The following is a 20,749-nucleotide window of genomic DNA, read 5'->3' on the forward strand; positions in this document are numbered from 1 at the left end:
TCGGTCTTCTTATTGCGGCCGAGCCATTCGCCTTTTCTGGGCGTGCGGCGGCCGGCATCATGTCTTGATTGCGACGGTTTCTGTGTCGCGATCCGACTTCAATTTCAGTTGACACATGTATGATAAGTGATATATCCAAAATCCGTCAAGCGGAAATCTTGCATCGGCGCGCCGGGCATGAAAACCTGATGTGCCAGAGGTTCGACCGGCGGTCGCGCCGGATGGGATTCGATGCCGAAAGGTGCCTGAATGTGGGGAATGACATGGTGAGCAATGCGCCGCGGAACTGCCGGGTGGGTGTCGATATCGGGGGCACGTTTACGGACATCGCCCTCGATCTGGATGGCGTGCTGCATTCGACAAAGGTGCTGACCGATTATACCGGCCCCGAGCGGGCCATCCTGAAGGGGGTCGTCGCCGTCGCCGAATTGGCGGGCATCGCGCTCTCCGAGATCAATCTTCTGATTCATGGCACGACGCTCGCCACCAATGCGCTGATCGAGCGACGCGGCGCCAGGACCGCCTTCGTCACCACCGAGGGTTTTCGCGATACGCTGGAAATGCGAACGGAAAACCGCTTTGAGCAGTATGATCTCAACATCGTCCTGCCGCCGGCGCTCATCGCTCGCGCTGATCGTTTCGTGGTGCGCGAGCGCATGAACGCGGCTGGCAAGGTGCTGCTGGCGATCGATGACGCCTCCGTAGAGGCCGTCGTTTCGGCGATTGCGGCGGGCGGTTATGAGAGCGTCGCCATCGGCTTCATCCACGCCTATGCCAACGGCGCCCACGAGGCTGCCGTGCGCGACGCGATCCTCAAGCGCCTGCCGCATGTCTCCGTGTCGATCTCGTCTGAAGTCTCGCCGCAGATGCGCGAATTCGAGCGTTTCAACACGGTCTGCGCCAATGCTTACGTCAAGCCGGCGATCAAATCCTATCTCGACCGGCTCGTCGTCTCGCTGAAGGAGATCGGCGTCCGCTGCCCGGTCTTCATGATCCACTCCGGCGGCGGCATCGTCTCCGTCGAAAGCGCCTCCGAATTCCCGGTGCGCCTCGTCGAATCCGGCCCCGCGGGCGGCGCGATCTTCGCCGCCGACATCGCGCGACGCCACGGGCTGGACACCGTGCTCTCCTTCGACATGGGCGGCACGACGGCAAAGATTTGCCTGATCGAAAACCAGGTGCCGAAGACCGCAAAGACCTTCGAGGTCGCGCGCACCTACCGCTTCCGCAAGGGCTCCGGCATGCCGATCTCCATTCCGGTGGTCGAGATGGTGGAAATTGGCGCAGGTGGCGGCTCCATCGCCTCCGTGGATGGCATGCGCCAGATCCGCGTCGGCCCGCATTCGGCAGCCTCCGAACCAGGCCCGGCCTGCTACCAGCGCGGCGGCAAGAACCCGACAGTGACGGATGCCGATCTCATCCTCGGCAAGCTTGATCCCGACAATTTCGCCGGTGGCGCCATTCCGCTTTCCGTCGCGGCCAGTCGACAGGCAATGGCCGACGATATCGGTACGGTGATTGGCCTTGATCCGGATGGCGCCGCCTACGGCACCTGCGAGATGGTTGACGAGAACATGGCCAATGCAGGCCGCGTGCACACCGTCGAGAATGGCAAGAACATTGCCGATTTCACCATGATCACCTTCGGCGGCGCCGGCCCGCTGCATGCCGCACGGCTTTGCGAGAAGATGGGCATTTCCACCTTCCTCGTGCCGGCGGGTGCCGGTGTCGGCTCGGCCATCGGCTTCCTGCGCGCGCCCTTCGGTTATGAATCGGTCCGCAGCGCCGTCTTCAACCTTTCCAGCTTCGACTTTGCCGAGGCGAACAAGCTGGTCTGCTCCATGCAAGCCGAGGCCCTCGGCTTCGTCGAAGGTGGGCTCGATAGCGGCGCGCCGGTGATCGAGCGCACGCTCTTCATGCGTTACGCCGGGCAGGGCTGGGACATTCCGGTGCCGCTCGATGCGGAAAAGTTCGATGTCGGCAGTGCAGGGACACTCGCCGTGCGGTTCAAAACGGAATACGAGCGCTTCTTCGGTCGCGCCATCGAAGGCCTCGAGATCGAGATCGTCAGCTGGTCGGTCAAGGCGAGCTCGCGACTGCCCCCGGTCGACCGGGTCGCCGCCGTCAATGAAGGTAGCGTCGTGACGCCGGTCAAGACCCGCCGCCTGTTCGAAGCCGCGCAGGGGGCGTTCCTCGATGCCGGCATCCATGAGCGCGAGGGCCTGAAGCCCGGTGACGTCGTGAAAGGTCCCGCCATCGTCGTGGAGCGCGAAACCTCCACCATGCTCACCGCCGCCTTCAAGGCCGTCGTGCAGAACGACGGCTGCCTGCTCGTCACCCGGCTGTAAGGATAGAACCGATGAACCAGTCGATGATCGATATCCATATGCAGGTCATGTGGAACCGCCTGATCTCCGTCGTGGAGGAACAGGCGCAAACGCTGATCCGCACGGCCTTCTCCACCTCCGTCCGCGAGGCGGGCGACCTGTCTGCCGGCGTCTTCGACCTCGAAGGCCGCATGCTGGCGCAAGCCGTCACCGGCACACCCGGTCATGTCAACGCCATGGCCGAATCCGTCGCGCACTTCATCCGCGATATCGGCCCGGAAAACATCTTTGAAGGCGATGTCTACATCACCAACGATCCGTGGAAGGGTACCGGCCACCTGCACGACATCACCGTCGTCACGCCGTCCTTCCACCATGGTAAACTGGTGGGCTACTTCGCCTCCACCGCCCATGTGGTGGATGTCGGCGGGCGCGGCTTTGGGCCGGATGCGCGCGAGGTCTATGAAGAAGGCCTCTTCATCCCGATCATGAAGTTCTTCGAGCGCGGCGAACTGAACCGCACGCTCATCCATATCGTGCGCAACAATGTGCGCGAGAACGACAAGGTGGTCGGCGACTTTCATGCGCTTGCCGCCTGCAACGAGACCGGCCATCGCCGCCTCATCGACATGCTGACGGAATTCAACCTCGAAGACCTCTCGATGATCGGCGGCTTCATCCTCAAGCACAGCCGCGAAGCGACGCTGGAGCGCTTGAGGAACCTGCCGCACGGCACATGGTCCTACAGCCTCGATCTCGATGGCTACGACGAGCCGGTGCATCTCGCGGCAAAACTCACCATCGGGCCGGAGGGCGTGCTGGTCGATTTCGATGGCACTTCCGGCATGAGCAAGTTCGGAATCAACGTGCCGCTCGTCTATGCCAAGGCCTATGCCTGCTACGGCATCAAATGTGTCGTGGCGCCGGAAATTCCCAACAATGCCGCCTCGCTTGCGCCCTTCGATATAGCGGCACCCGAAGGCTGCATTCTCAACGCCAAGCGGCCGGCGCCCGTCGCCGTGCGCCATGTGCTCGGTCATTTCGTGCCGGACCTCGTGCTCGGCGCGCTGCACCAGGCGCTGCCCGGCCAGGTGCCGGCGGAAGGCGCGAGCGCACTGTGGAACCTGCATATGAGTGTACGCCCCGTTGCCGACCAGATCGGCGGCAAGGGTGCGGAAATCTTGATGTTCAACTCCGGCGGCTCCGGCGCGCGTGCCGCGCTGGACGGCCTCAATGCAACGGCCTTCCCGAGCGGCGTGCACACCATGCCGATCGAGGCGACGGAAAACGTTGGTCCGGTCATCATCTGGCGCAAGGAACTGCGCGAAGGCTCCGGGGGGGCTGGCGCGCAACGTGGCGGTCTCGGCCAGATGATCGAGATCGAGGCGGCCGAGGGCTATTCCTTCCGCTTCTCCGCCATGTTCGATCGCCTGAACCATCCGGCCCGCGGCCGCGATGGCGGCCTCGCCGGTGCGCCCGGCGGTGTGGCGCTCGATGACGGTACGGCATTGAAGGGCAAGGGCCTGCAGTTCGTGCCCGAAGGCCGGCGGCTGATTCTGTCGTTGCCCGGCGGCGGGGGCTATGGCGCGCCGGCGGCGCGTCCTGCTGACGCCGTCGCCCATGACGTCAAGCACGGTTACATCACAGAGGAACAGGCAGCGCTTTATGGCAAGGCGGGAGGAAAGGCATGAACATGATCGTGTTTGAAAGCGCGCGGGCATCCACCATCAAGTCGTCGCCATCCATGGCCGTCTCGATGGCCGCGAAGGCCATGCGGGCGAAGGGCGAATCCGTCATCGACCTCTCGCTCGGCGAACCGGATTTCGACACGCCCGCCCATATCGTGGAAGCCGCGGTTGACGCGATGAAACGGGGTATCACCCGCTACACCGCACCGGATGGCCTTTTAGAATTGCGCGAGGCAATCGTCAGAAAATTCAAGCGCGAGAACGGCCTCGACTATGCCCTGGATGAGATCTCCATTGGCAACGGCGCCAAGCAGATCCTGTTCAACGCCTTCCTCGGCACGCTGGAACCCGGCGACGAGGTGGTGGTGCCCGCACCCTACTGGGTGTCCTATACCGACATCGTCATCCTGCATGGCGGCGTGCCGAAGATCGTTGTCTGCGGCGTGGAGGACGACTTCAAGATCACACCGGAGCGGTTGGAAGCGGCGATCACGTCGAAGACCCGCTGGTTCCTTTTCAATTCGCCTTCCAATCCGACCGGTGCGATCTACACCGCCGACGAACTGAAGGCGCTGGGTGACGTGTTGGCGCGCCATCCCCGCGTCGCTGTCATGTCGGACGAGATCTATGAGCACATCGTCTGCGGTGATGTGCCCTTTACGTCCTTTGCAAATGCCTGCCCGGATCTGCGCGACCGCACGCTCATCATCAACGGTGTCTCCAAGGCCTATGCGATGACCGGCTGGCGGCTTGGGTATGCAGCGGGGCCGAAGAGCCTGACGAAGGTCCTGAACAAGATGCAGTCGCAGAGCACGACGTGCCCGTCGTCGATCACGCAGGCCGCGGCCGCGGCCGCGCTCAATGGGCCGCAGGACTTCGTGACGACGGCTGTCGCAGAATATAAGGCGCGCGGCGAACTCGTAACGAAGGGTTTTAGTGCCATTCCGGGTCTGGAGGTGCGTGCGCCTGAGGGGGCTTTCTACCTCTTCCCGAAATGCGCCACCTATATCGGCAAGACAGCACCGGACGGCACGATCATCGACAACGATACGGCGCTCGCCGCCTACCTGTTGACGGAAGGCAAGGTTGCGACCGTGCCGGGTGCCGCCTTCGGCGTCGAGCCCTATATCCGCCTTTCCTTCGCCACGTCGCGCGACAATCTCACGCTCGCCATCGACCGCATCGCCGATGCACTCGCCCGGCTTCGCTAGGAGGAACCGACCATGTCCCATTTCCAGAAAGTTCTTCTGACGGGTGCTGCCGGCGGCGTCGGCACGGCGCTTCGCCAGTCCGGCACGCGGCTCGGCAGGGTCGTGCGGCTGTCCGACCGCAAGCCCTGCGAAAACGTCGCCTCGCACGAAGAGGATTTTCCGCTCGAGCTTGCCGATTTCGATGCGGTTTCGGAGGCGGTGAAGGGGTGCGACGCCATCGTGCATCTCGGCGGCCAGCCGCTGGAAGCCGAATGGAAGACGATTCTCGATAGCAACATTTCCGGCGGCTACAACATCTACGAGGCCGCGCGCCAGCACGGCGTCAAGCGCATCGTCAATGCCAGTTCCGTGCATGCCATCGGTTACTACGAGCGCACGGAGACGATCGACGGCACCGTGCCGACCCGGCCGGACAGCCTCTACGGTGTGTCGAAAACCTTCGTGGAAAATCTCGGTCGCTACTATTTCGACAAATTCGGGATCGAGACGGTCAGCATCCGCATCGGCTCCTGCTTCCCGGAACCGACCGACCGCCGGCACCTCATTACATGGCTGTCTTATCGCGACTGCCGCCAGCTTGTCGAAAAGAGCCTGTCGGCCCCACGCGTCGGCTTCATGGTCGCCTATGGCATGTCGAACAATGCGCAGGCCTTCTGGGACAATCGCACTGCCGCTGTGCTCGGCTACAAACCGCAAGACAGCGCTGACGATTATGCCGACAAGGTTTTTGCCAGCACGGAACAGGGCGACCCGAACAATCCGGCGGTGCGCTACCAGGGCGGCAGCTTCTGCGCGGCCGGCCACTTCGAAGACAAGTGAGGGCGACGATGCAGGCTTCGAAGACATCCTATGACGTCGTTATTGTCGGCGGTGCCGTGGTCGGCAGCGCGACGGCCTATTTTCTGGCGACGAACCCTGATTTTACCGGCTCGGTGCTGGTGATCGAAAAGGACTGGACCTATCAGCGCTCGGCGACTGCGCTCTCGTCCAGCTCGATCCGCCACCAGTTCTCCAACGCGATCAACGTCAAGGTCTCGCAGTTCGGCACGGAGTTCATTCGCAACTTCCGCAAAAACGTCGAAGTCGATGACGATACGCCGGAAATCGGTTTCCACGAAAACGGCTACCTCTTCCTTGCAGGCGACGTGCGCGGTGCGAATGTGCTTCGTCGCAACCATGAAACGCAGGTCTCCTGCGGCGCCGACGTGTCGTTGCTCGATCCGGAAGGGCTGGGTCGCCGCTTCCAGTGGCTTAACGTGGAGGGTCTGACACTTGGCAGCACAGGCGAAAGCGGCGAAGGCTGGTTTGATAGCGTCGGGCTGCTGCAGGGTTTCCGCAAGAAGGCGCGCACTCTCGGCGCCGACTATATCGAGGACGAAGTCGTCGCGGTGAACCGGGAGGGTGACCGCATTGTTTCGGTGACGACAAAGAGCGGGCAAACGATCGCTTGTGGCACTTTGGTCAACACGTCCGGCACCAATGGCAAGCAGGTTGCGCGCATGGCCGGCCTCGACATTCCGGTCGAACCACGCCGTCGTTCGCTCTTCGTGGTGGATTGCCGCACGCCACTGGAAGGCAAGGTCGGCCTCACCATCGATCCGTCCGGCGTCTTCTTCCGCCCCGAAGGGAAATTCTATCTGATGGGCACCTATCCCAAGCACGACCCGGAGGTCGATCCGAGCGACTTTTCCGTCATGCACGACGAGTTCGAGGACGAAATCTGGCCGACGATCGCGGAGCGCGTGCCGGCCTTCGAGGCGATCAAGGTGGTGAACAGCTGGGCGGGGCATTACGACTATTGCACGCTCGACCACAACGTCATCCTCGGCCCACACACCGACGTGAAGAATTTTCTCTTCGCCAACGGCTTTTCCGGCCACGGCCTGCAGCAGTCGCCGGCAATGGGGCGCGGCCTGTCCGAACTGATCGCCTATGGGGGCTTCCGCACGCTCGACCTCTCGCCCTTCGGCTACGAGCGCGTCGTCGCGAACCAGCCCTTCCTTGAGGACGCCGTGATCTAACGGCTCAGGAGACGAACATGACAACCGAATATGAGACACGCAGCGGCGGCCAGATCCTGGTCGACGCACTGAAGATCCATGGCGTAGAACGGGTGTTCGGCGTGCCGGGTGAGAGCTATCTGGCGGCGCTGGATGCCTTCCACGATGCCGAGGATGCCATCGAGTTCGTCATCTGCCGGCAGGAGGGCGGGGCGGCCTACATGGCAGAAGCCTATGGCAAGTTGACGGGCAAGCCCGGCATCTGCTTCGTCACCCGCGGGCCGGGCGCCACCAATGCCTCGGTCGGCGTGCACACTGCCTTCCAGGATTCGACGCCGATGATCCTCTTCATCGGCCAGGTGGCGCGTGACCAGATGGAGCGCGAAGCCTTCCAGGAGATCGACTATCGCCGCATGTTCGGACAAATGGCGAAATGGGTGGTGGAGATCGAGGATGCGGCGCGCATTCCCGAACTCGTCAGCCAGGCCTTCCACCGCGCCGTCAACGGCCGTCCGGGGCCGGTGGTCGTGGCGCTGCCGGAGGACATGCTGACGGATGTGGCGGCCATTGCCGATACGCCGGCCTACAAGCGGGTGGAAGCCTATGCCGGGCCGCAACAGCTCGATGCGCTTGTGTCCTTGCTGGCCAAGGCAGAGCGCCCGATGGTGGTTGCTGGCGGTGGTGGCTGGACACAGCAGGCGGCTGCCGATCTGCGCGTCTTCTCGGAAGCCTTTTCGCTTCCCGTCGCTGCTTCGTTTCGCTGTCAGGATCTCTTCGACAATACGCATGGGAACTATGCGGGCGATCTCGGCCTTGCTGCCGGGCCGAAGCTGATCCAGCACGTCAAGGATTGCGACTTGCTGATCTCCATCGGCGCCCGTCTTGGCGAGATGACAACCGGCGCTTATACGCTGATCGACATTCCGGTGCCGAAGCAGACTTTCGTCCATATTCATCCCGGCGCGGAGGAACTCGGCCGCGTCTATCATGCCACGCTCCCGATCAATGCCAGCGTTGCCGGTTTCCTGACGCAGGCCGCAAAGCTGAAGCCTGCGGCGGCGCCGGCATGGCGTGAATGGACGGCGGCGGCCCATGCCGACTATCTCGAAAACATCAACCATCCGCAGGTGCCGGGGGCCGTCCAAATGGGCGAGGTCATGCAATGGTTGCGCGGCCATCTGCCGGCCGATGCAATACTGACGACGGGCGCCGGCAACTATTCCGCCTGGGCGCATCGCTTCTACCAGTACCGCACGTTCCGCACCCAGCTTGGGCCGACCAACGGCTCGATGGGCTATGGCGTGCCAGCGGCAATAGCGGCAAAAATCACAGCGCCGGAGCGCTCCGTGGTCGCCTTTGCCGGCGATGGCTGCTTTCTGATGAACGGGCAGGAGCTGGCGACGGCGATGCAATATGACGCCCGCGTCATCTTCCTTGTCATCAACAACGGCATGTACGGCACGATCCGCATGCATCAGGAGCGCAACTATCCCGGTCGCGTTTCCGGCACGAGGCTCACCAACCCGGATTTTGCCGATCTCGCCCGCTCGTATGGCCTGCACGCGGAGACGGTGGAGAGGACGGAGGAATTTGCCGATGCCTTCCTGCGTTCGGAGGCCTCCGGCAAGCCGGCGCTGATCGAAATCCGCATCGACCCGGAAGCGCTGACGCCCAAGATGAGCCTGACGCAGATCCGCGAACAGGCACTTGCAGCGGGCAAATGAGACGGGCGGGCGGCGGCGCGGCGGTCAGTCGCCCGCTTCGCTGCCCGCAGGCTCGTCCAGCATGGCGCGGTAGCGGGTGAGGCTTTCCTCCAGATGCGCGACCAGCGCCTGCTTGGCAGCCTTGGCATCGCCCTGCGTGATCGCCGCGAGGATGCCCGCATGCTCCTTGTTGATCTTCTTCAGATAGGCGTTGTAGGTGCGGCCGGACTGGCGATGCTTGAGCACCAGATCGAAGTTGATCTCGCCCATCACCGCGACAAGAAAACTCGGGAAATGCGGGTTGCGCGTGGCCTTGGCGATGGCAAGATGGAAATCGAAATCGGCGCGCGCCTCGATCTCGGGATCGTTCGTATCGAGGTTCTCGATATAGTCGAAGGCGCGGGCGATCTCGGCCAGCGCTTCCGGCGTGCGACGCTGCGCGGCAAGCGCCACGGACTGCATCTCGACGCCGAGGCGCAGTTCGAGGATCTGCATGGCGGAGCGGATGTCATCGATGCGGCTGATCTCGAAGTTCAGCGTCTTGACGTCCTTCTCCGTGACATAGACGCCGGCACCCTGCCGCGAGATGACCCGGCCTGCCACCTTGAGCGAGGTGAGCGCTTCGCGAATGACCGTGCGGGAAACGCCGAACTCCTCGCAGAGCTGGGCGCTTGACGGGATCTTTTCGCCGGGCGCATAAAGTCCGCTATCGATGCGCTCGGCAAGTTTGGCGACGACGATTTCCGCGAGATTGCCGCGCTGTGTTATGATCGACATGCCGGTCTACCCTTCGCCCCGAAAGTTCGCATTTATCACATATCATACATGGCGGGCTTCTCCAATGGCGGCTGCATGCGCCTGGAGAAGGGTGCGGATAGTTTGCAGGGGATGCGGAATGTGTCGCTGGGCCATCAGTTTCACCTGTGAACGGCAAGAATAGCCCGTCGCCATGACCACGTCATCCGTTCCCGCACTTGCGAGGGCTGGCTGCCAGCTCATGGCATAGAGTTTTTCCGAAAGCGCGCGGTTGCGCACCTCATGACCAAACATGCCTGCCATGCCGCAGCAGCCGGCCTCGATGACGGAAAGCTCGATGCCCAGTTTTGCGAAGACCGCACCCCATTGGCTGGCGGCCGCCGGCAGGTTGCTGCGTTCCGTGCAATGCGCCATCAGCCGGTAAAGCGGTCGGTCGCCCACGGCAACGGGTGAGGGCAGCCGCTCGATTGATTGCGCCAGCCATTCCTGCGGCAGCAGGACGCGAGCACGCAGCCGTGTCGCGCCATATTCGCTGCGATAGGCGAGCGTCATCGAGGGATCGATGCCAACCAGCGCCACTCCGGTATCGGCCATACGGTCGAGCTGCCGCGCCGTCCGCCCTGCTGCTCTCTCAAAAGCGCCAAGATACCCGAGCACGTGCAACGCCTTGCAGTTGCCGAGCGGCGGCGCGAGGAAGGGCCGAAACCCGAGGAGGGCCGCGACATCGATGGCGGCGGACAGTACCTGCGGGTCGAAATGTTCGGTAAAGGCGTCGGGCACGAAGATAACCGTGCTGGCCCGTTCCTTCCCGCTCAGGCTCGCGAGTGCCTGCGGTGTTGCAATGGCGACGCTGCGGCGAAGCGAAGGGGCGGGCAGGGCAGGAAGTGCCGTCAGGCCCACTATACGCATCGCCGTCCGGCCGATCGTGGAACTGACGACGAGATTGTAGAGCGGTCGCGTTCGCGCCATCAACGGCAACATCGTTTCGATGGCCGCGACGACCGGGTCTTTAAGGGGCCGCAGATAGCGTCCGTAATAGAGTTCGAGGAATTTGGAACGGAAGGCGGGTACGCTCACCTTGACGGGACACTGGCCGGCACAGGCCTTGCAGGCGAGGCAGGTATCCATCGCCTCCCGCACCTCATGGGAGAAGTCGTCGCGGTTTGCGGGGTTGAGCGAGTTCCACATGCGTCTTACCAGCACTAGGGCGGCGCTCGAGCGGCGCAGGCGTTCCGCCTCCCGGCGCGGATCGACGCCCTTTTCGGCAAGCCGGCGAAGCCATTCCCGCATCAGCGAGGCGCGGCCCTTCGGTGAAAACCGTCGGTCGCGTGTCGCCTTGTAGGAAGGGCACATCAGCCCATCGGCATCGAAATCGAAACAGGCGCCGTTGCCGTTGCAATAGGCCGCATTGTCGAAAGCGGCGCGGATGTCGTTGCCGATGATGCGGTCGAGGCCACCACGCAAAGGAATGTCGTCGATCTTCGGCAGAGCGCTGCCGGCAGGCGCAACGATCTTGCCAGGGTTTAATTGGTTGAGCGGGTCGAAGGCCTGCTTGATTTCCTGCAAGCGCGGATAGAGCGGGCCGAAGAAGGCCGGCACATATTCCGAGCGCACCCCCTTGCCGTGTTCGCCCCAGAGAACACCACCGTATTTTTGCGTCAGCGCGACGACGGCGTCACTGATCCGCCGTACGAGCGCAGCATGATCCGCGCGGGTCAGATCGAGCGCAGGGCGCACATGCAGCACGCCCGCATCCACGTGGCCGAACATGCCGTAGGTCAACCCTTCTCCATCGAGCAGTGCCCGAAATTCGCGAATATAGGCGGCGAGATGTGCCGGCGGAACGGCGGTATCCTCGACGAAGGGCACTGGGCGGATCGGGCCATCGACATTGCCAAGCAGGCCGACCGCCCGCTTGCGCATCGTCCAGATGGCGTCGATATCGGCCTTGCCATGCGTTGTGGTAAAGCCCTTCCGGCCGGGGAAGGGGGTACCTTCGAGTGCCGCGCGGACGACGGCGAGTTTTGCGGCAAGATCCCCCGAGGTGTCGGCCAAGACTTCGACAATGTTGATGCCGTTCGCCGGCCCGTCGGCATCGTCCGGAAAAAAGGCTGCGATACGCGGCCAGACACTGTCGCCCTTGGCAAGCCGCAGGACCGTCTCATCGATCGTCTCGACCGAGGCAACATTGAGAGCGACGAGCGTGCGGGCGTCTTCGAGCGCGGCATTGAAATTGTCGTAGCGGATGTTGATGAGCGCCGCGCAGGCGGGAATTGGTAACAACGCCAGTTCCGCCTCGGCGATCATCGCAAGCGTGCCTTCGGATCCGCAAAGCACCGCGTTCAGGTCGAAAAGACCATCCTCGCGCTGGAGATGGGCGAGGTCATAGCCGGTCATGAAGCGGTTGAGCTTCGGAAAAATCGCCTCGATCTGCTCGCGGTTGTCGGTTGCGATGCGAGCGAGCGTCCTGTGGATATGACCGATGCGGTCGCGCCGGGCCTGAAGCGCCCGCAATTCTTCTTCCCGCACGGGGCGGGAGAGAAAATCGGTGCCGTCCGTCAAAACCACGCGCAGGGCGAGGACGTGGTTGCTGGTCTTTCCGTAAAGGCAGGATCCCTGACCGCAGGCATCGGTCGAGACCATGCCGCCGATCGTCGCCCGGTTGGAAGTGGAAAGCTCCGGTGCGAAGAACAGGCCGTAAGGTTCCAATGCCTTGTTCAACTGGTCCTTGACGACGCCGGCCTCCACGCGTGCGGTTCGACGGACCGGATCGATCTCGATGATCCTGTTCATGTGGCGCGAGCAGTCGACAACGATACCGTTTGTCAGCGACTGGCCATTCGTACCCGTGCCGCCGCCGCGCGGCGCAATCGTGATGCTTGAGAATTCAGGTCGTGCGAGGGTCTTGGCAATGCGTTTGAGATCGTCGATTTTTTTCGGAAACAGCACGCCTACAGGCGCCACCTGGTAGATGGAATTGTCGGTGGAATAGACAGTGCGCTCCGAAGCATCGGTGCCCACGTCACCCTCGAACCCTGTGGAGGCGAGATGTTTGAAAAAGCCGGTATTGGGTGTCGAAACGCTCCGGTTGGTGTCGAGGCGGGGGATCATGGCGGATTCCAAAAACGGCTTGCGCTTCGCTAATGTTGGCATATAAGTGATAACATACCAATATGGCGGTGCAACCCGAAAACGCGAGGTTTGAAACTTGAAGAACCAGTCTGTTGTCATCGTCGGTGGCGCTTCGGGCCTCGGGCTCACGACGGCGAAGCTGATGGCCGCGCATGGCGCGACGAAGATCGGCCTCATCGATCGCAACGAGGCGCTGCTCACATCCGCTGCGGCGGAACTGCTGGCGCTCGGCGTCGAGGTAGCGACCGCGGTGGCGGATATTTCCCGTGCCGAAACGGCGCATGCCGGCTTCGATGCCGTTGCCGCCAAACTCGGCCGCGTCCATGCCCTCGTCAACAGCGCAGCAATCTACCCGCGCAAGGCTATTCTCGACATCACCGATGAAGATTGGGATCTCGAAAATGCGATCAATGTCAAAGGCACCTACCATATGATGGTCGCGGCCGTGCGCCACATGCGCCAGTTCGTGAGCGCGCCGGATGTCACTGGCCGTATCGTGAACATTACCTCGGTCGATGCGTTCAAGGCCCATCCGCAGAATGCGCATTATGCCGCGACCAAGGCCGCGGTCGTTAGCCTGACGAAATCCTTCGCGCAGGAATGCGCCAAGGACCAGATCCTCGTGAACTCCGTGGCGCCCGCCGGCTTTGCTACCGACCGCGCCAAGGAACTCGGCTTTCTGCCGGAACTGGCGAAAGCCAGCGCGCTCGGCCGCGCCGCCAAACCGGTTGAAATGGCCGAATGGATCGTCATGATGGCATCGAGCCGCAATACCTATGCGACCGGTGAGAATGTCGTGATCAGCGGGGGATATATCTATGTCTGACGTCTACCGCGTTGCCGTCGTCACGGGCGCGACCAGCGGCATCGGCAAGGCCATCGTGCCGATGCTGCGCAAGCGTGGGCTTGACGTCTACGCCATCGGGCGCAACGAGGCGCAACTAGCCGAACTGGCGAAGACAAGCGGCGCGATCCCCGTGCAGGCGGATGTACGCGATAGCGCGCGCATCGCCGACGCGCTGGCCGGCGTCGAGGTCGATATCCTCGTCAACAATGCAGGCATCCTCTCGACCCGTGCAGCCTTCCAGGACATCGACCCCGCCGAAATCGACGCGATGGTCGATATCAATCTCAAGGCGCCGATGCACCTGACGCGCATCGTCCTGCCGGGCATGGTTTCGCGCAAACGCGGACACCTCATCTATATAGGCTCCAGCGGCGGGCAGGCGGCGTTTCCGGGCATGGGTGCCTACGGCCCCTCGAAAGCGGGCCTCAGCCTCTTTTGCGATAATTTGCGCTGCGATCTGCTCGGAACCTCGGTCCGCGTCAGCGAGATCGTGCCCGGCCGCGTGCAGACGGCGCTGTATCGCACCTCGATCCCGGACAATCAGGCGAGCGCCGTGCTCTATGACGGCTATCGGCCGATCCAGCCGGAAAACATCGCGCAGATCGTCAACGACGTGATTGCGCTGCCCGTCTATGTCGACGTCGCGCGCGTCGAGGTTTTCCCGACCGACCAGGCGACCGGCGGTGGATCCATGGTAAGATTTCCGGCAAGCTGAGGTCCTGGAGGCGCCATGTCCGGCAACGACGACAAGAAAACGCGGGAAGAAAAGCCGGATCTCATCCGGCACTATCGCCCGGTTGCCATCCGTTCGGTTCTGGCTGCCCATGCGATGATCCCGAGAAAGCACGAACCCGTGCCCCCCGATCCCCCGGCGGGCACGGGTTTCGCCCTGCCATCAGGCTTTCACGCGGTTCCAGACGATTGAAATTTTAGGCCCGCGGGAGACCAGACCATATTCTGTGACCTGTGCGCGCGCCACCCGATCTCCGGTGGCCGCGCCCCCAAGCCGGCGTGACGTGAATGTGATGACGTGGCGCGGGTCGATACCTTCATCGCTCCCGGCCGGGATGCTAGCGCCGAAATCCAATCGAAAACGAGCCCGTTTGGGGATCAGCGCAATCGCCAAACAGGCGAATTCTGGTCGTAAAACCTGACGGCCAGCATCCACCCATTCCGACGCCGCATCGAAACCGTTGATAAGTCACCATAGCTGTTGACGCATTTTTTACCTCGTCTACTATATCTTGTGTTCGAGGTTCCTTCGATTCGAAAAGATCGAAGGCTAAGACGGGAATCCGGGGCGGCCATGATGGCCGCGTCAATCCGGAGCTGCCCCCGCAACTGTATGCGGCGAGCATTCGTTCGATGAAGCCACTGAGGCGTAAATGCCCTGGGAAGGTGAACGGATGCCGCGACCCGCAAGCCAGGAGACCTGCCTCGTACATGAATGTCCACGGGCGGGGTGTCCGGAAGGCGAGCGTTGGGTTGCGGAATGATGTCGCGCCCCGTCTCCCCGTATGCCTCGCATTATTGCTTCGGGGTGAAGTTATGTCGATCCTGTTTCCAGTGCATCCGCGCGAGTAAGCGGCGCTTCGTGCCCGGCCGTCTCAGGCGGCCATCTGCGTATCTCCAGTTTTTCGAGCGGCCATCGGCGGACGGCTGAACGATTTCCCATGCCCGCGCCAAACGACGAGGAAAATCATGTCTATTACTGTCTACTCCAAGCCCGCCTGCGTCCAGTGCACCGCAACCACCCGTGCGCTCGACCGCCAGGGCCTCGGTTACCGGATTGTCGACGTTTCAGAGGACGCCGATGCATTCGCCCTCGTGCAGGGGCTCGGTTATCGTCAGGTTCCCGTTGTCGTCGCCGGTGAGCGGCATTGGGCCGGCTTCCGTCCGGACATGATCAGCGCGCTTGCCTGAGCGTCACGCGGTGGCCGAGCTTATCTATTTTTCTACCCGGTCGGAAAACACCCATCGTTTCGTTCAAAAGCTCGGCCTCCCGGCCTCCCGCATCTCGCTTCGCACCGATGAGGCGCTCGAGGCAAAGGCGCCCTTCGTGCTCGTCGTGCCGACCTATTGCGGCGAGGACGGCAATGGGGGCGTCAAGGGCGCCGTTCCCAAGCAGGTGATCCGCTTCTTGAACGATGCGGAAAACCGCTCGCACCTTCGCGGCGTGATCGCCGCGGGCAACAGCAATTTCGGCGCGACCTTCGGGATCGCCGGCGACGTCATTTCCGCCAAATGCGGCGTGCCGTACCTCTACCGCTTCGAGCTTTTGGGCACGGCGGAAGACGTCGCCAACGTCAAACAGGGATTGGAACGATTTTGGACACGATGACGCTCGACAAGCCAATCAAGGCCCCGGAGATCACGGCGCTGGATTACCACGCGCTGAATGCGATGCTGAACCTCTACGACGAGGGAGGAAAAATCCAACTCGGCAAGGACCGGCTTGCGGCCAAGCAGTACTTCCTCCAACACGTCAACCAGAACACCGTGTTCTTCCATAACCTTCGGGAGAAACTCGATTATCTGGTGACCGAGGGTTACTATGAGCAGGAGGTGCTGGACCAGTATTCGTTCAACTTCGTGCGCGATCTGTTCGACCACGCCTATGACAAGAAATTCCGCTTTCCCACCTTCCTCGGCGCCTTCAAATATTACACGTCCTATACGCTGAAGACCTTTGACGGAAAGCGCTACCTGGAACGCTATGAGGACCGCGTCTGCATGGTGGCGCTGGCGCTGGCGCGCGGCAACGAGCAGATTGCCCGCGACCTCGTCGACGAGGTCATTTCGGGCCGTTTCCAGCCGGCGACGCCGACCTTCCTCAATGCCGGCAAGAAACAGCGTGGCGAGCTCGTTTCGTGTTTTCTGCTGCGGATCGAAGACAACATGGAGAGCATCGGACGGTCGATCAATTCTGCTTTGCAACTCTCCAAGCGCGGCGGCGGCGTGGCGCTCTCGCTGACGAACCTTCGCGAGATGGGAGCGCCGATCAAGCAGATCGAAAACCAGTCCTCCGGTGTCATCCCGGTGATGAAGCTCTTGGAAGATTCCTTCTCCTACGCCAACCAGCTTGGCGCGCGACAGGGCGCTGGCGCGGTCTATCTCAACGCCCATCATCCCGACATCATGCGCTTCCTCGATACCAAGCGCGAAAACGCCGACGAGAAGATTCGCATCAAGACGCTGTCGCTTGGCGTCGTCATCCCCGACATCACCTTCGAGCTCGCGAAGAACAACGAGGACATGTACCTGTTCTCGCCGCATGACGTGGAGCGCGTCTACGGCGTGGCCTTCAGCGAGATATCGGTGACGGAAAAGTACCGCGAGATGGTCGAGGACGCCCGCATCAAGAAGAAGAAGATCAAGGCGCGCGACTTCTTCCAGATCATCGCCGAGATCCAGTTCGAAAGCGGCTATCCGTACATCATGTTCGAGGACACGGTGAACCGGGCAAACCCCATCGCCGGGCGCATCTCCATGAGCAACCTCTGCTCGGAAATCCTGCAGGTCAGCGAGCCGAGCACCTTCAACGACGACCTCTCCTATGCGACGATGGGCAAGGACATTTCCTGCAATCTCGGCTCGCTCAATATTGCCGCGGCGATGGACAGCCCCGATTTTGGCCAGACGATCGAGACTTCGATCCGGGCACTCACGGCCGTCTCCGAGATGAGCCATATCTCTTCGGTTCCCTCCGTCGAGAAGGGCAATGACGACAGCCACGCCATCGGCCTCGGCCAGATGAACCTGCACGGCTACCTCGCCCGCGAGCGCATTTTCTATGGCTCGGAGGAGGGTATCGATTTCACCAATATCTATTTCTACACGGTGACCTTCCACGCCATCCGTGCCTCGAACCGGCTGGCGGTCGAGAAGGGTGTAAGCTTCAAGGGCTTCGAGAACTCGAAATACGCCTCCGGAGAATACTTCGACAAATACACCGAAGCGGAATGGCTGCCGGCGACGGAGAAGGTAAGGTCGATCTTCGAAGAGGCCGGTATCGCTATCCCGACGCAAGAGGACTGGCAGTCTCTGAAGACCGCAGTGATGACAGGTGGCCTCTACAACCAGAACCTCCAGGCCGTGCCGCCGACGGGCTCGATCTCCTACATCAACCACTCGACCTCTTCGATCCATCCAATCGTTTCGAAGATCGAGATCCGCAAGGAGGGCAAGATCGGCCGCGTCTACTACCCGGCCGCCTTCATGACCAACGACAATCTCGACTACTACCAGGACGCCTACGAAATTGGGCCGGAGAAGATCATCGACACCTATGCAGCGGCGACGCAGCATGTCGACCAGGGCCTGTCGCTGACCCTGTTCTTCCGCGACACCGCGACAACACGCGACATCAATCGCGCGCAGATCTACGCCTGGAAGAAGGGCATCAAGACCATCTACTACATCCGCCTTCGCCAGATGGCGCTGTCCGGCACGGAAGTGCAGGGCTGTGTCTCCTGCGCCCTGTGATATCGGTGATGAAAATGAACATCCAAGTGAAGACCAAGACCGCCAAGGCGGCAAGCCGCATCCGCGCCATCAACTGGAACCGCATCGAGGACGACAAGGACCTGGAAGTCTGGAACCGCCTGACGGGAAATTTCTGGCTGCCGGAAAAGGTGCCACTCTCCAACGACATTCCCTCGTGGGCTACCCTGAAGCCGGAGGAGCAAAAACTCACCATCCGCGTCTTCACCGGGCTCACCCTGCTCGACACGATCCAGAACGGTGTCGGTTCCGTGCGGCTGATGGAGGATTCCACGACCCAGCACGAGGAGGCGGTGCTCTCCAACATCTCCTTCATGGAGGCCGTGCACGCGCGCTCGTACTCTTCGATCTTCTCCACACTGTGCTCCACGCCGGACGTGGATGACGCCTATCGCTGGTCGGAGGAGAATGAGTTCCTGCAGCGGAAATCCGCGCTGATCATGGAGCAATACGCTTCCGGCGACCCCTTGAAGAAGAAGGTTGCCAGCGTCTTCCTCGAAAGTTTCCTGTTCTATTCAGGCTTCTACCTGCCGATGTACTGGTCGAGCCGTGCCAAGCTCACCAATACCGCCGATATGATCCGTCTCATCATCCGCGACGAGGCCGTGCACGGTTACTACATCGGCTACAAGTTCCAGCGCGCTCTGGAGTCGGTTTCGGAGGAGCGGCGTCAGGAGATCAAGGCGTTCGCCTTCGATCTGTTGTTTGAACTGTACGACAACGAGGCGAAATATACCGAGGAACTCTACGATGGCGTCGGCCTGACCGAGGACGTGAAAAAGTTCCTGCACTACAACGCCAACAAGGCATTGATGAACCTGGGCTACGAGGCGCTCTTCCCACCGGAAGCCTGCAAGGTAAACCCCGCAATTCTCTCTGCGCTCTCGCCGAACGCCGACGAAAACCACGACTTCTTTTCCGGTTCCGGCTCGTCCTACGTCATCGGTAAAGCGGTCGCCACCGAGGATGCCGACTGGGATTTCTGAGCGTGGATATGGTGGGTTTCGTATCGACGGCGTGGTGGGTCGGAAAGTGTGGGGCGACCGCTCCGGCCCGCCACCTATGGCTGGCCGAGGGATTCAACAGACTGTATTCCGCGTTTGCTGTTTCCCCGATAAATAGGTAAGCGGCCAATTCGATGGCTTGGCCGCTTTACCTTTTGAGACGTCGGAAATGCCCAATCGAAACTGGCTTGCCTTCGAACGTTTGGCGAGCTGTTTCGATGCTGGGCGTTTGCGCCTCTCGCACCATCGCCGGCTTTCCGGCTATTTGCGCTTTCGCTTGGGAGCCGGAACCGGTTGAACCGCCTCCGCATCCTGGGCCAGTCGCAAAGCGCGCAGTTTCTCGGTCTTCTTTTCGCGGGCGGCGGCTTCCTGCTCGATGATGCCTTTCGCGACAGAGTTTGTCTCAGCTGCCTTCGTGGCAGCTGTCGCCTTCGTCGGCTTGAAAAATTGCTGTCGAGTCGCTGTCATCGATCATTCCTCACCTGAGCCGGAAACTGGTCGCCACCCGATCACGCGCGGATGGGTTTCTTCTTGGGTGCCGGAAGCAAACCTTCTCGCTGTGCTTTCTTGCGGGCGAGCTTGCGCGCACGCCGGATGGCGTCGGCTTTCTCTCGTACTCTCCGCTCGGAGGGCTTTTCGTAGGCGCTGCGCGCCTTCATTTCCCGAAAAAGCCCTTCTCTCTGCATCTTCTTTTTCAGAACGCGGATAGCCTGCTCGATGTTGTTGTCCCTGACGAGAACTTGCAAATTATGTCCTTCCTTGGCGGGAGTGCCGCTGCTTGTTTACTTTTTGGTCCGGATGCTGGAGGCCTTGAACCAAGGCTCCTTTCCTCCGGAATGGGATGCGGGCGTTTTGGGCCTCGTCACCACCGGGGTGTCCTGTGCCTCGATGTCGCTTGCGAGAACGCGGCGTTCATGGGGCTCATCGCCGACACGAACGCGGTATTGCACTTCGCCACGATCAGAAGGCAGCACAGCGACGATCCGGCAAATCCTCTCGCTATCGGCAGGACGACGCTGATCCGTCTTGAGCTTTACCGCGTCACCGATTGCGAAGACATTCCGGCTCATGGGTGCCCCTTTCAGGTTCCGACTTCCCGAATGCGAAAAATAAAAAGGCCGGGCATCGACCCGACCTCTTCCCGTCGCTCTCCATTCGCTGCCAGTACATTCGTGGTCAGCGAAAAGGGGCAACAATTCTCTTATTCTGCGGTCAGGTTGTCGGCAGAAAGCTTGCCGGACTTGCGATCCTGAACCACTTCGTAGTTGACCTTCTGGCCTTCGGCGAGCGAGCGGAGGCCGGCGCGTTCGACGGCGGAAATATGAACGAAAATGTCGCTTGCGCCATCATCCGGTGCGATGAAGCCGTAACCCTTGGTGCCGTTAAACCACTTTACGGTGCCTGAACTCATAACGATGTCCTTTCAATCGTTGAAAACGCGACAAAATCGGTCGCAGATAAATCGACAATGAGAGGAGATCTGACCGAGCCGAAAGGCGGAAGACAAAGGTCGCAAGCAAAGTTCGATACCACGAGGATAAGTATGTTTACCGGCTTCGGCAACAAAATTCTCGCCAC

19 protein-coding genes and 1 riboswitch are annotated in these 20,749 nt (G+C 61.5%); of the genes, 13 read left to right on the forward strand and 6 right to left on the reverse strand.

Features of this window, described 5'->3' with window-relative positions; all coding sequences use genetic code 11:
- Positions 1-266 precede the first annotated feature (266 nt).
- From ACT6VE_RS07360 to ACT6VE_RS07385, 6 genes are read left to right on the forward strand one after another with little or no spacing between them, the layout of a single operon-like run.
- Positions 267-2,348: a hydantoinase/oxoprolinase family protein gene (locus tag ACT6VE_RS07360; protein ID WP_444798256.1), complete on the forward strand. Its 2,082-nt coding sequence runs from the start codon at positions 267-269 to the stop codon at positions 2,346-2,348.
- A gap of 11 nt (positions 2,349-2,359) precedes the next feature.
- The gene (locus ACT6VE_RS07365) at positions 2,360-4,018 is read left to right on the forward strand and encodes a hydantoinase B/oxoprolinase family protein (RefSeq protein WP_444797961.1); all 1,659 of its coding nucleotides are present in this window, start codon (positions 2,360-2,362) and stop codon (positions 4,016-4,018) included.
- Positions 4,015-5,226: a pyridoxal phosphate-dependent aminotransferase gene (locus tag ACT6VE_RS07370; RefSeq protein WP_444797962.1), complete on the forward strand. Its 1,212-nt coding sequence runs from the start codon at positions 4,015-4,017 to the stop codon at positions 5,224-5,226. Before ACT6VE_RS07365 ends, ACT6VE_RS07370 begins: the two co-directional genes overlap by 4 nt.
- A 12-nt stretch (positions 5,227-5,238) precedes the next feature.
- Positions 5,239-6,045: an NAD-dependent epimerase/dehydratase family protein gene (locus ACT6VE_RS07375; protein ID WP_444797963.1), complete on the forward strand. Its 807-nt coding sequence runs from the start codon at positions 5,239-5,241 to the stop codon at positions 6,043-6,045.
- 8 nt (positions 6,046-6,053) lie between these two features.
- Positions 6,054-7,247 (forward strand): NAD(P)/FAD-dependent oxidoreductase, encoded by a 1,194-nt coding sequence (locus ACT6VE_RS07380; RefSeq protein WP_444797964.1) that lies wholly within the window; start codon positions 6,054-6,056, stop codon positions 7,245-7,247.
- Between the two features lie 17 nt (positions 7,248-7,264).
- Positions 7,265-8,950, forward strand: a complete 1,686-nt coding sequence (locus ACT6VE_RS07385) for a thiamine pyrophosphate-binding protein (RefSeq protein ID WP_444797965.1) — start codon at positions 7,265-7,267, stop codon at positions 8,948-8,950.
- A gap of 24 nt (positions 8,951-8,974) precedes the next feature.
- On the opposite strand, the gene ACT6VE_RS07390 is transcribed toward ACT6VE_RS07385, so the two are convergent.
- Positions 8,975-9,706 (reverse strand): FadR/GntR family transcriptional regulator, encoded by a 732-nt coding sequence (locus tag ACT6VE_RS07390; protein ID WP_444797966.1) that lies wholly within the window; start codon positions 9,704-9,706, stop codon positions 8,975-8,977.
- A 42-nt stretch (positions 9,707-9,748) separates the two neighbouring features.
- Complete coding sequence (gene ydiJ, locus ACT6VE_RS07395; RefSeq protein ID WP_444797967.1) at positions 9,749-12,796, reverse strand: D-2-hydroxyglutarate dehydrogenase YdiJ; 3,048 nt, start codon at positions 12,794-12,796, stop codon at positions 9,749-9,751.
- A 97-nt stretch (positions 12,797-12,893) separates the two neighbouring features.
- Between ydiJ and ACT6VE_RS07400 the strand changes: the two genes are divergently transcribed.
- The 7 genes from ACT6VE_RS07400 (at position 12,894) to nrdF (ending at position 19,153) form a co-directional block, all read left to right on the forward strand.
- Positions 12,894-13,643: an SDR family NAD(P)-dependent oxidoreductase gene (locus tag ACT6VE_RS07400; protein ID WP_444797968.1), complete on the forward strand. Its 750-nt coding sequence runs from the start codon at positions 12,894-12,896 to the stop codon at positions 13,641-13,643.
- Positions 13,636-14,379, forward strand: coding sequence for an SDR family oxidoreductase (locus tag ACT6VE_RS07405; RefSeq protein WP_444797969.1), 744 nt, complete (start codon positions 13,636-13,638; stop codon positions 14,377-14,379). The genes ACT6VE_RS07400 and ACT6VE_RS07405 overlap by 8 nt, the downstream gene beginning before the upstream one ends.
- 15 nt (positions 14,380-14,394) lie before the next feature.
- Positions 14,395-14,589: a hypothetical protein gene (locus ACT6VE_RS07410; protein WP_444797970.1), complete on the forward strand. Its 195-nt coding sequence runs from the start codon at positions 14,395-14,397 to the stop codon at positions 14,587-14,589.
- Positions 14,590-14,900: 311 nt separating this feature from the next.
- A riboswitch (cobalamin riboswitch) is annotated at positions 14,901-15,118 on the forward strand.
- A 247-nt stretch (positions 15,119-15,365) separates the two neighbouring features.
- Positions 15,366-15,587: a glutaredoxin-like protein NrdH gene (nrdH, locus tag ACT6VE_RS07415; RefSeq protein WP_444797971.1), complete on the forward strand. Its 222-nt coding sequence runs from the start codon at positions 15,366-15,368 to the stop codon at positions 15,585-15,587.
- 10 nt (positions 15,588-15,597) lie between these two features.
- Positions 15,598-16,005: a class Ib ribonucleoside-diphosphate reductase assembly flavoprotein NrdI gene (gene nrdI, locus ACT6VE_RS07420; protein WP_444797972.1), complete on the forward strand. Its 408-nt coding sequence runs from the start codon at positions 15,598-15,600 to the stop codon at positions 16,003-16,005.
- Complete coding sequence (gene nrdE / locus ACT6VE_RS07425) at positions 16,002-18,149, forward strand: class 1b ribonucleoside-diphosphate reductase subunit alpha (RefSeq protein ID WP_444798257.1); 2,148 nt, start codon at positions 16,002-16,004, stop codon at positions 18,147-18,149. The genes nrdI and nrdE overlap by 4 nt, the downstream gene beginning before the upstream one ends.
- 14 nt (positions 18,150-18,163) lie before the next feature.
- The gene (nrdF, locus tag ACT6VE_RS07430; RefSeq protein ID WP_444797973.1) at positions 18,164-19,153 is read left to right on the forward strand and encodes a class 1b ribonucleoside-diphosphate reductase subunit beta; all 990 of its coding nucleotides are present in this window, start codon (positions 18,164-18,166) and stop codon (positions 19,151-19,153) included.
- 279 nt (positions 19,154-19,432) lie between these two features.
- On the opposite strand, the gene ACT6VE_RS07435 is transcribed toward nrdF, so the two are convergent.
- The 4 genes from ACT6VE_RS07435 to ACT6VE_RS07450 form a co-directional block, all read right to left on the reverse strand.
- Positions 19,433-19,639, reverse strand: a complete 207-nt coding sequence (locus ACT6VE_RS07435; protein ID WP_444797974.1) for a hypothetical protein — start codon at positions 19,637-19,639, stop codon at positions 19,433-19,435.
- A gap of 41 nt (positions 19,640-19,680) precedes the next feature.
- Complete coding sequence (gene rpsU / locus ACT6VE_RS07440; protein ID WP_069062647.1) at positions 19,681-19,917, reverse strand: 30S ribosomal protein S21; 237 nt, start codon at positions 19,915-19,917, stop codon at positions 19,681-19,683.
- A 36-nt stretch (positions 19,918-19,953) separates the two neighbouring features.
- The gene (locus ACT6VE_RS07445; RefSeq protein WP_444797975.1) at positions 19,954-20,241 is read right to left on the reverse strand and encodes a cold-shock protein; all 288 of its coding nucleotides are present in this window, start codon (positions 20,239-20,241) and stop codon (positions 19,954-19,956) included.
- A 131-nt stretch (positions 20,242-20,372) separates the two neighbouring features.
- Positions 20,373-20,582, reverse strand: coding sequence for a cold-shock protein (locus tag ACT6VE_RS07450; RefSeq protein WP_069062649.1), 210 nt, complete (start codon positions 20,580-20,582; stop codon positions 20,373-20,375).
- Positions 20,583-20,749: the final 167 nt, after the last annotated feature.

Source organism: Shinella sp. (assembly GCF_052438155.1).
Classification (GTDB): domain Bacteria; phylum Pseudomonadota; class Alphaproteobacteria; order Rhizobiales; family Rhizobiaceae; genus Shinella.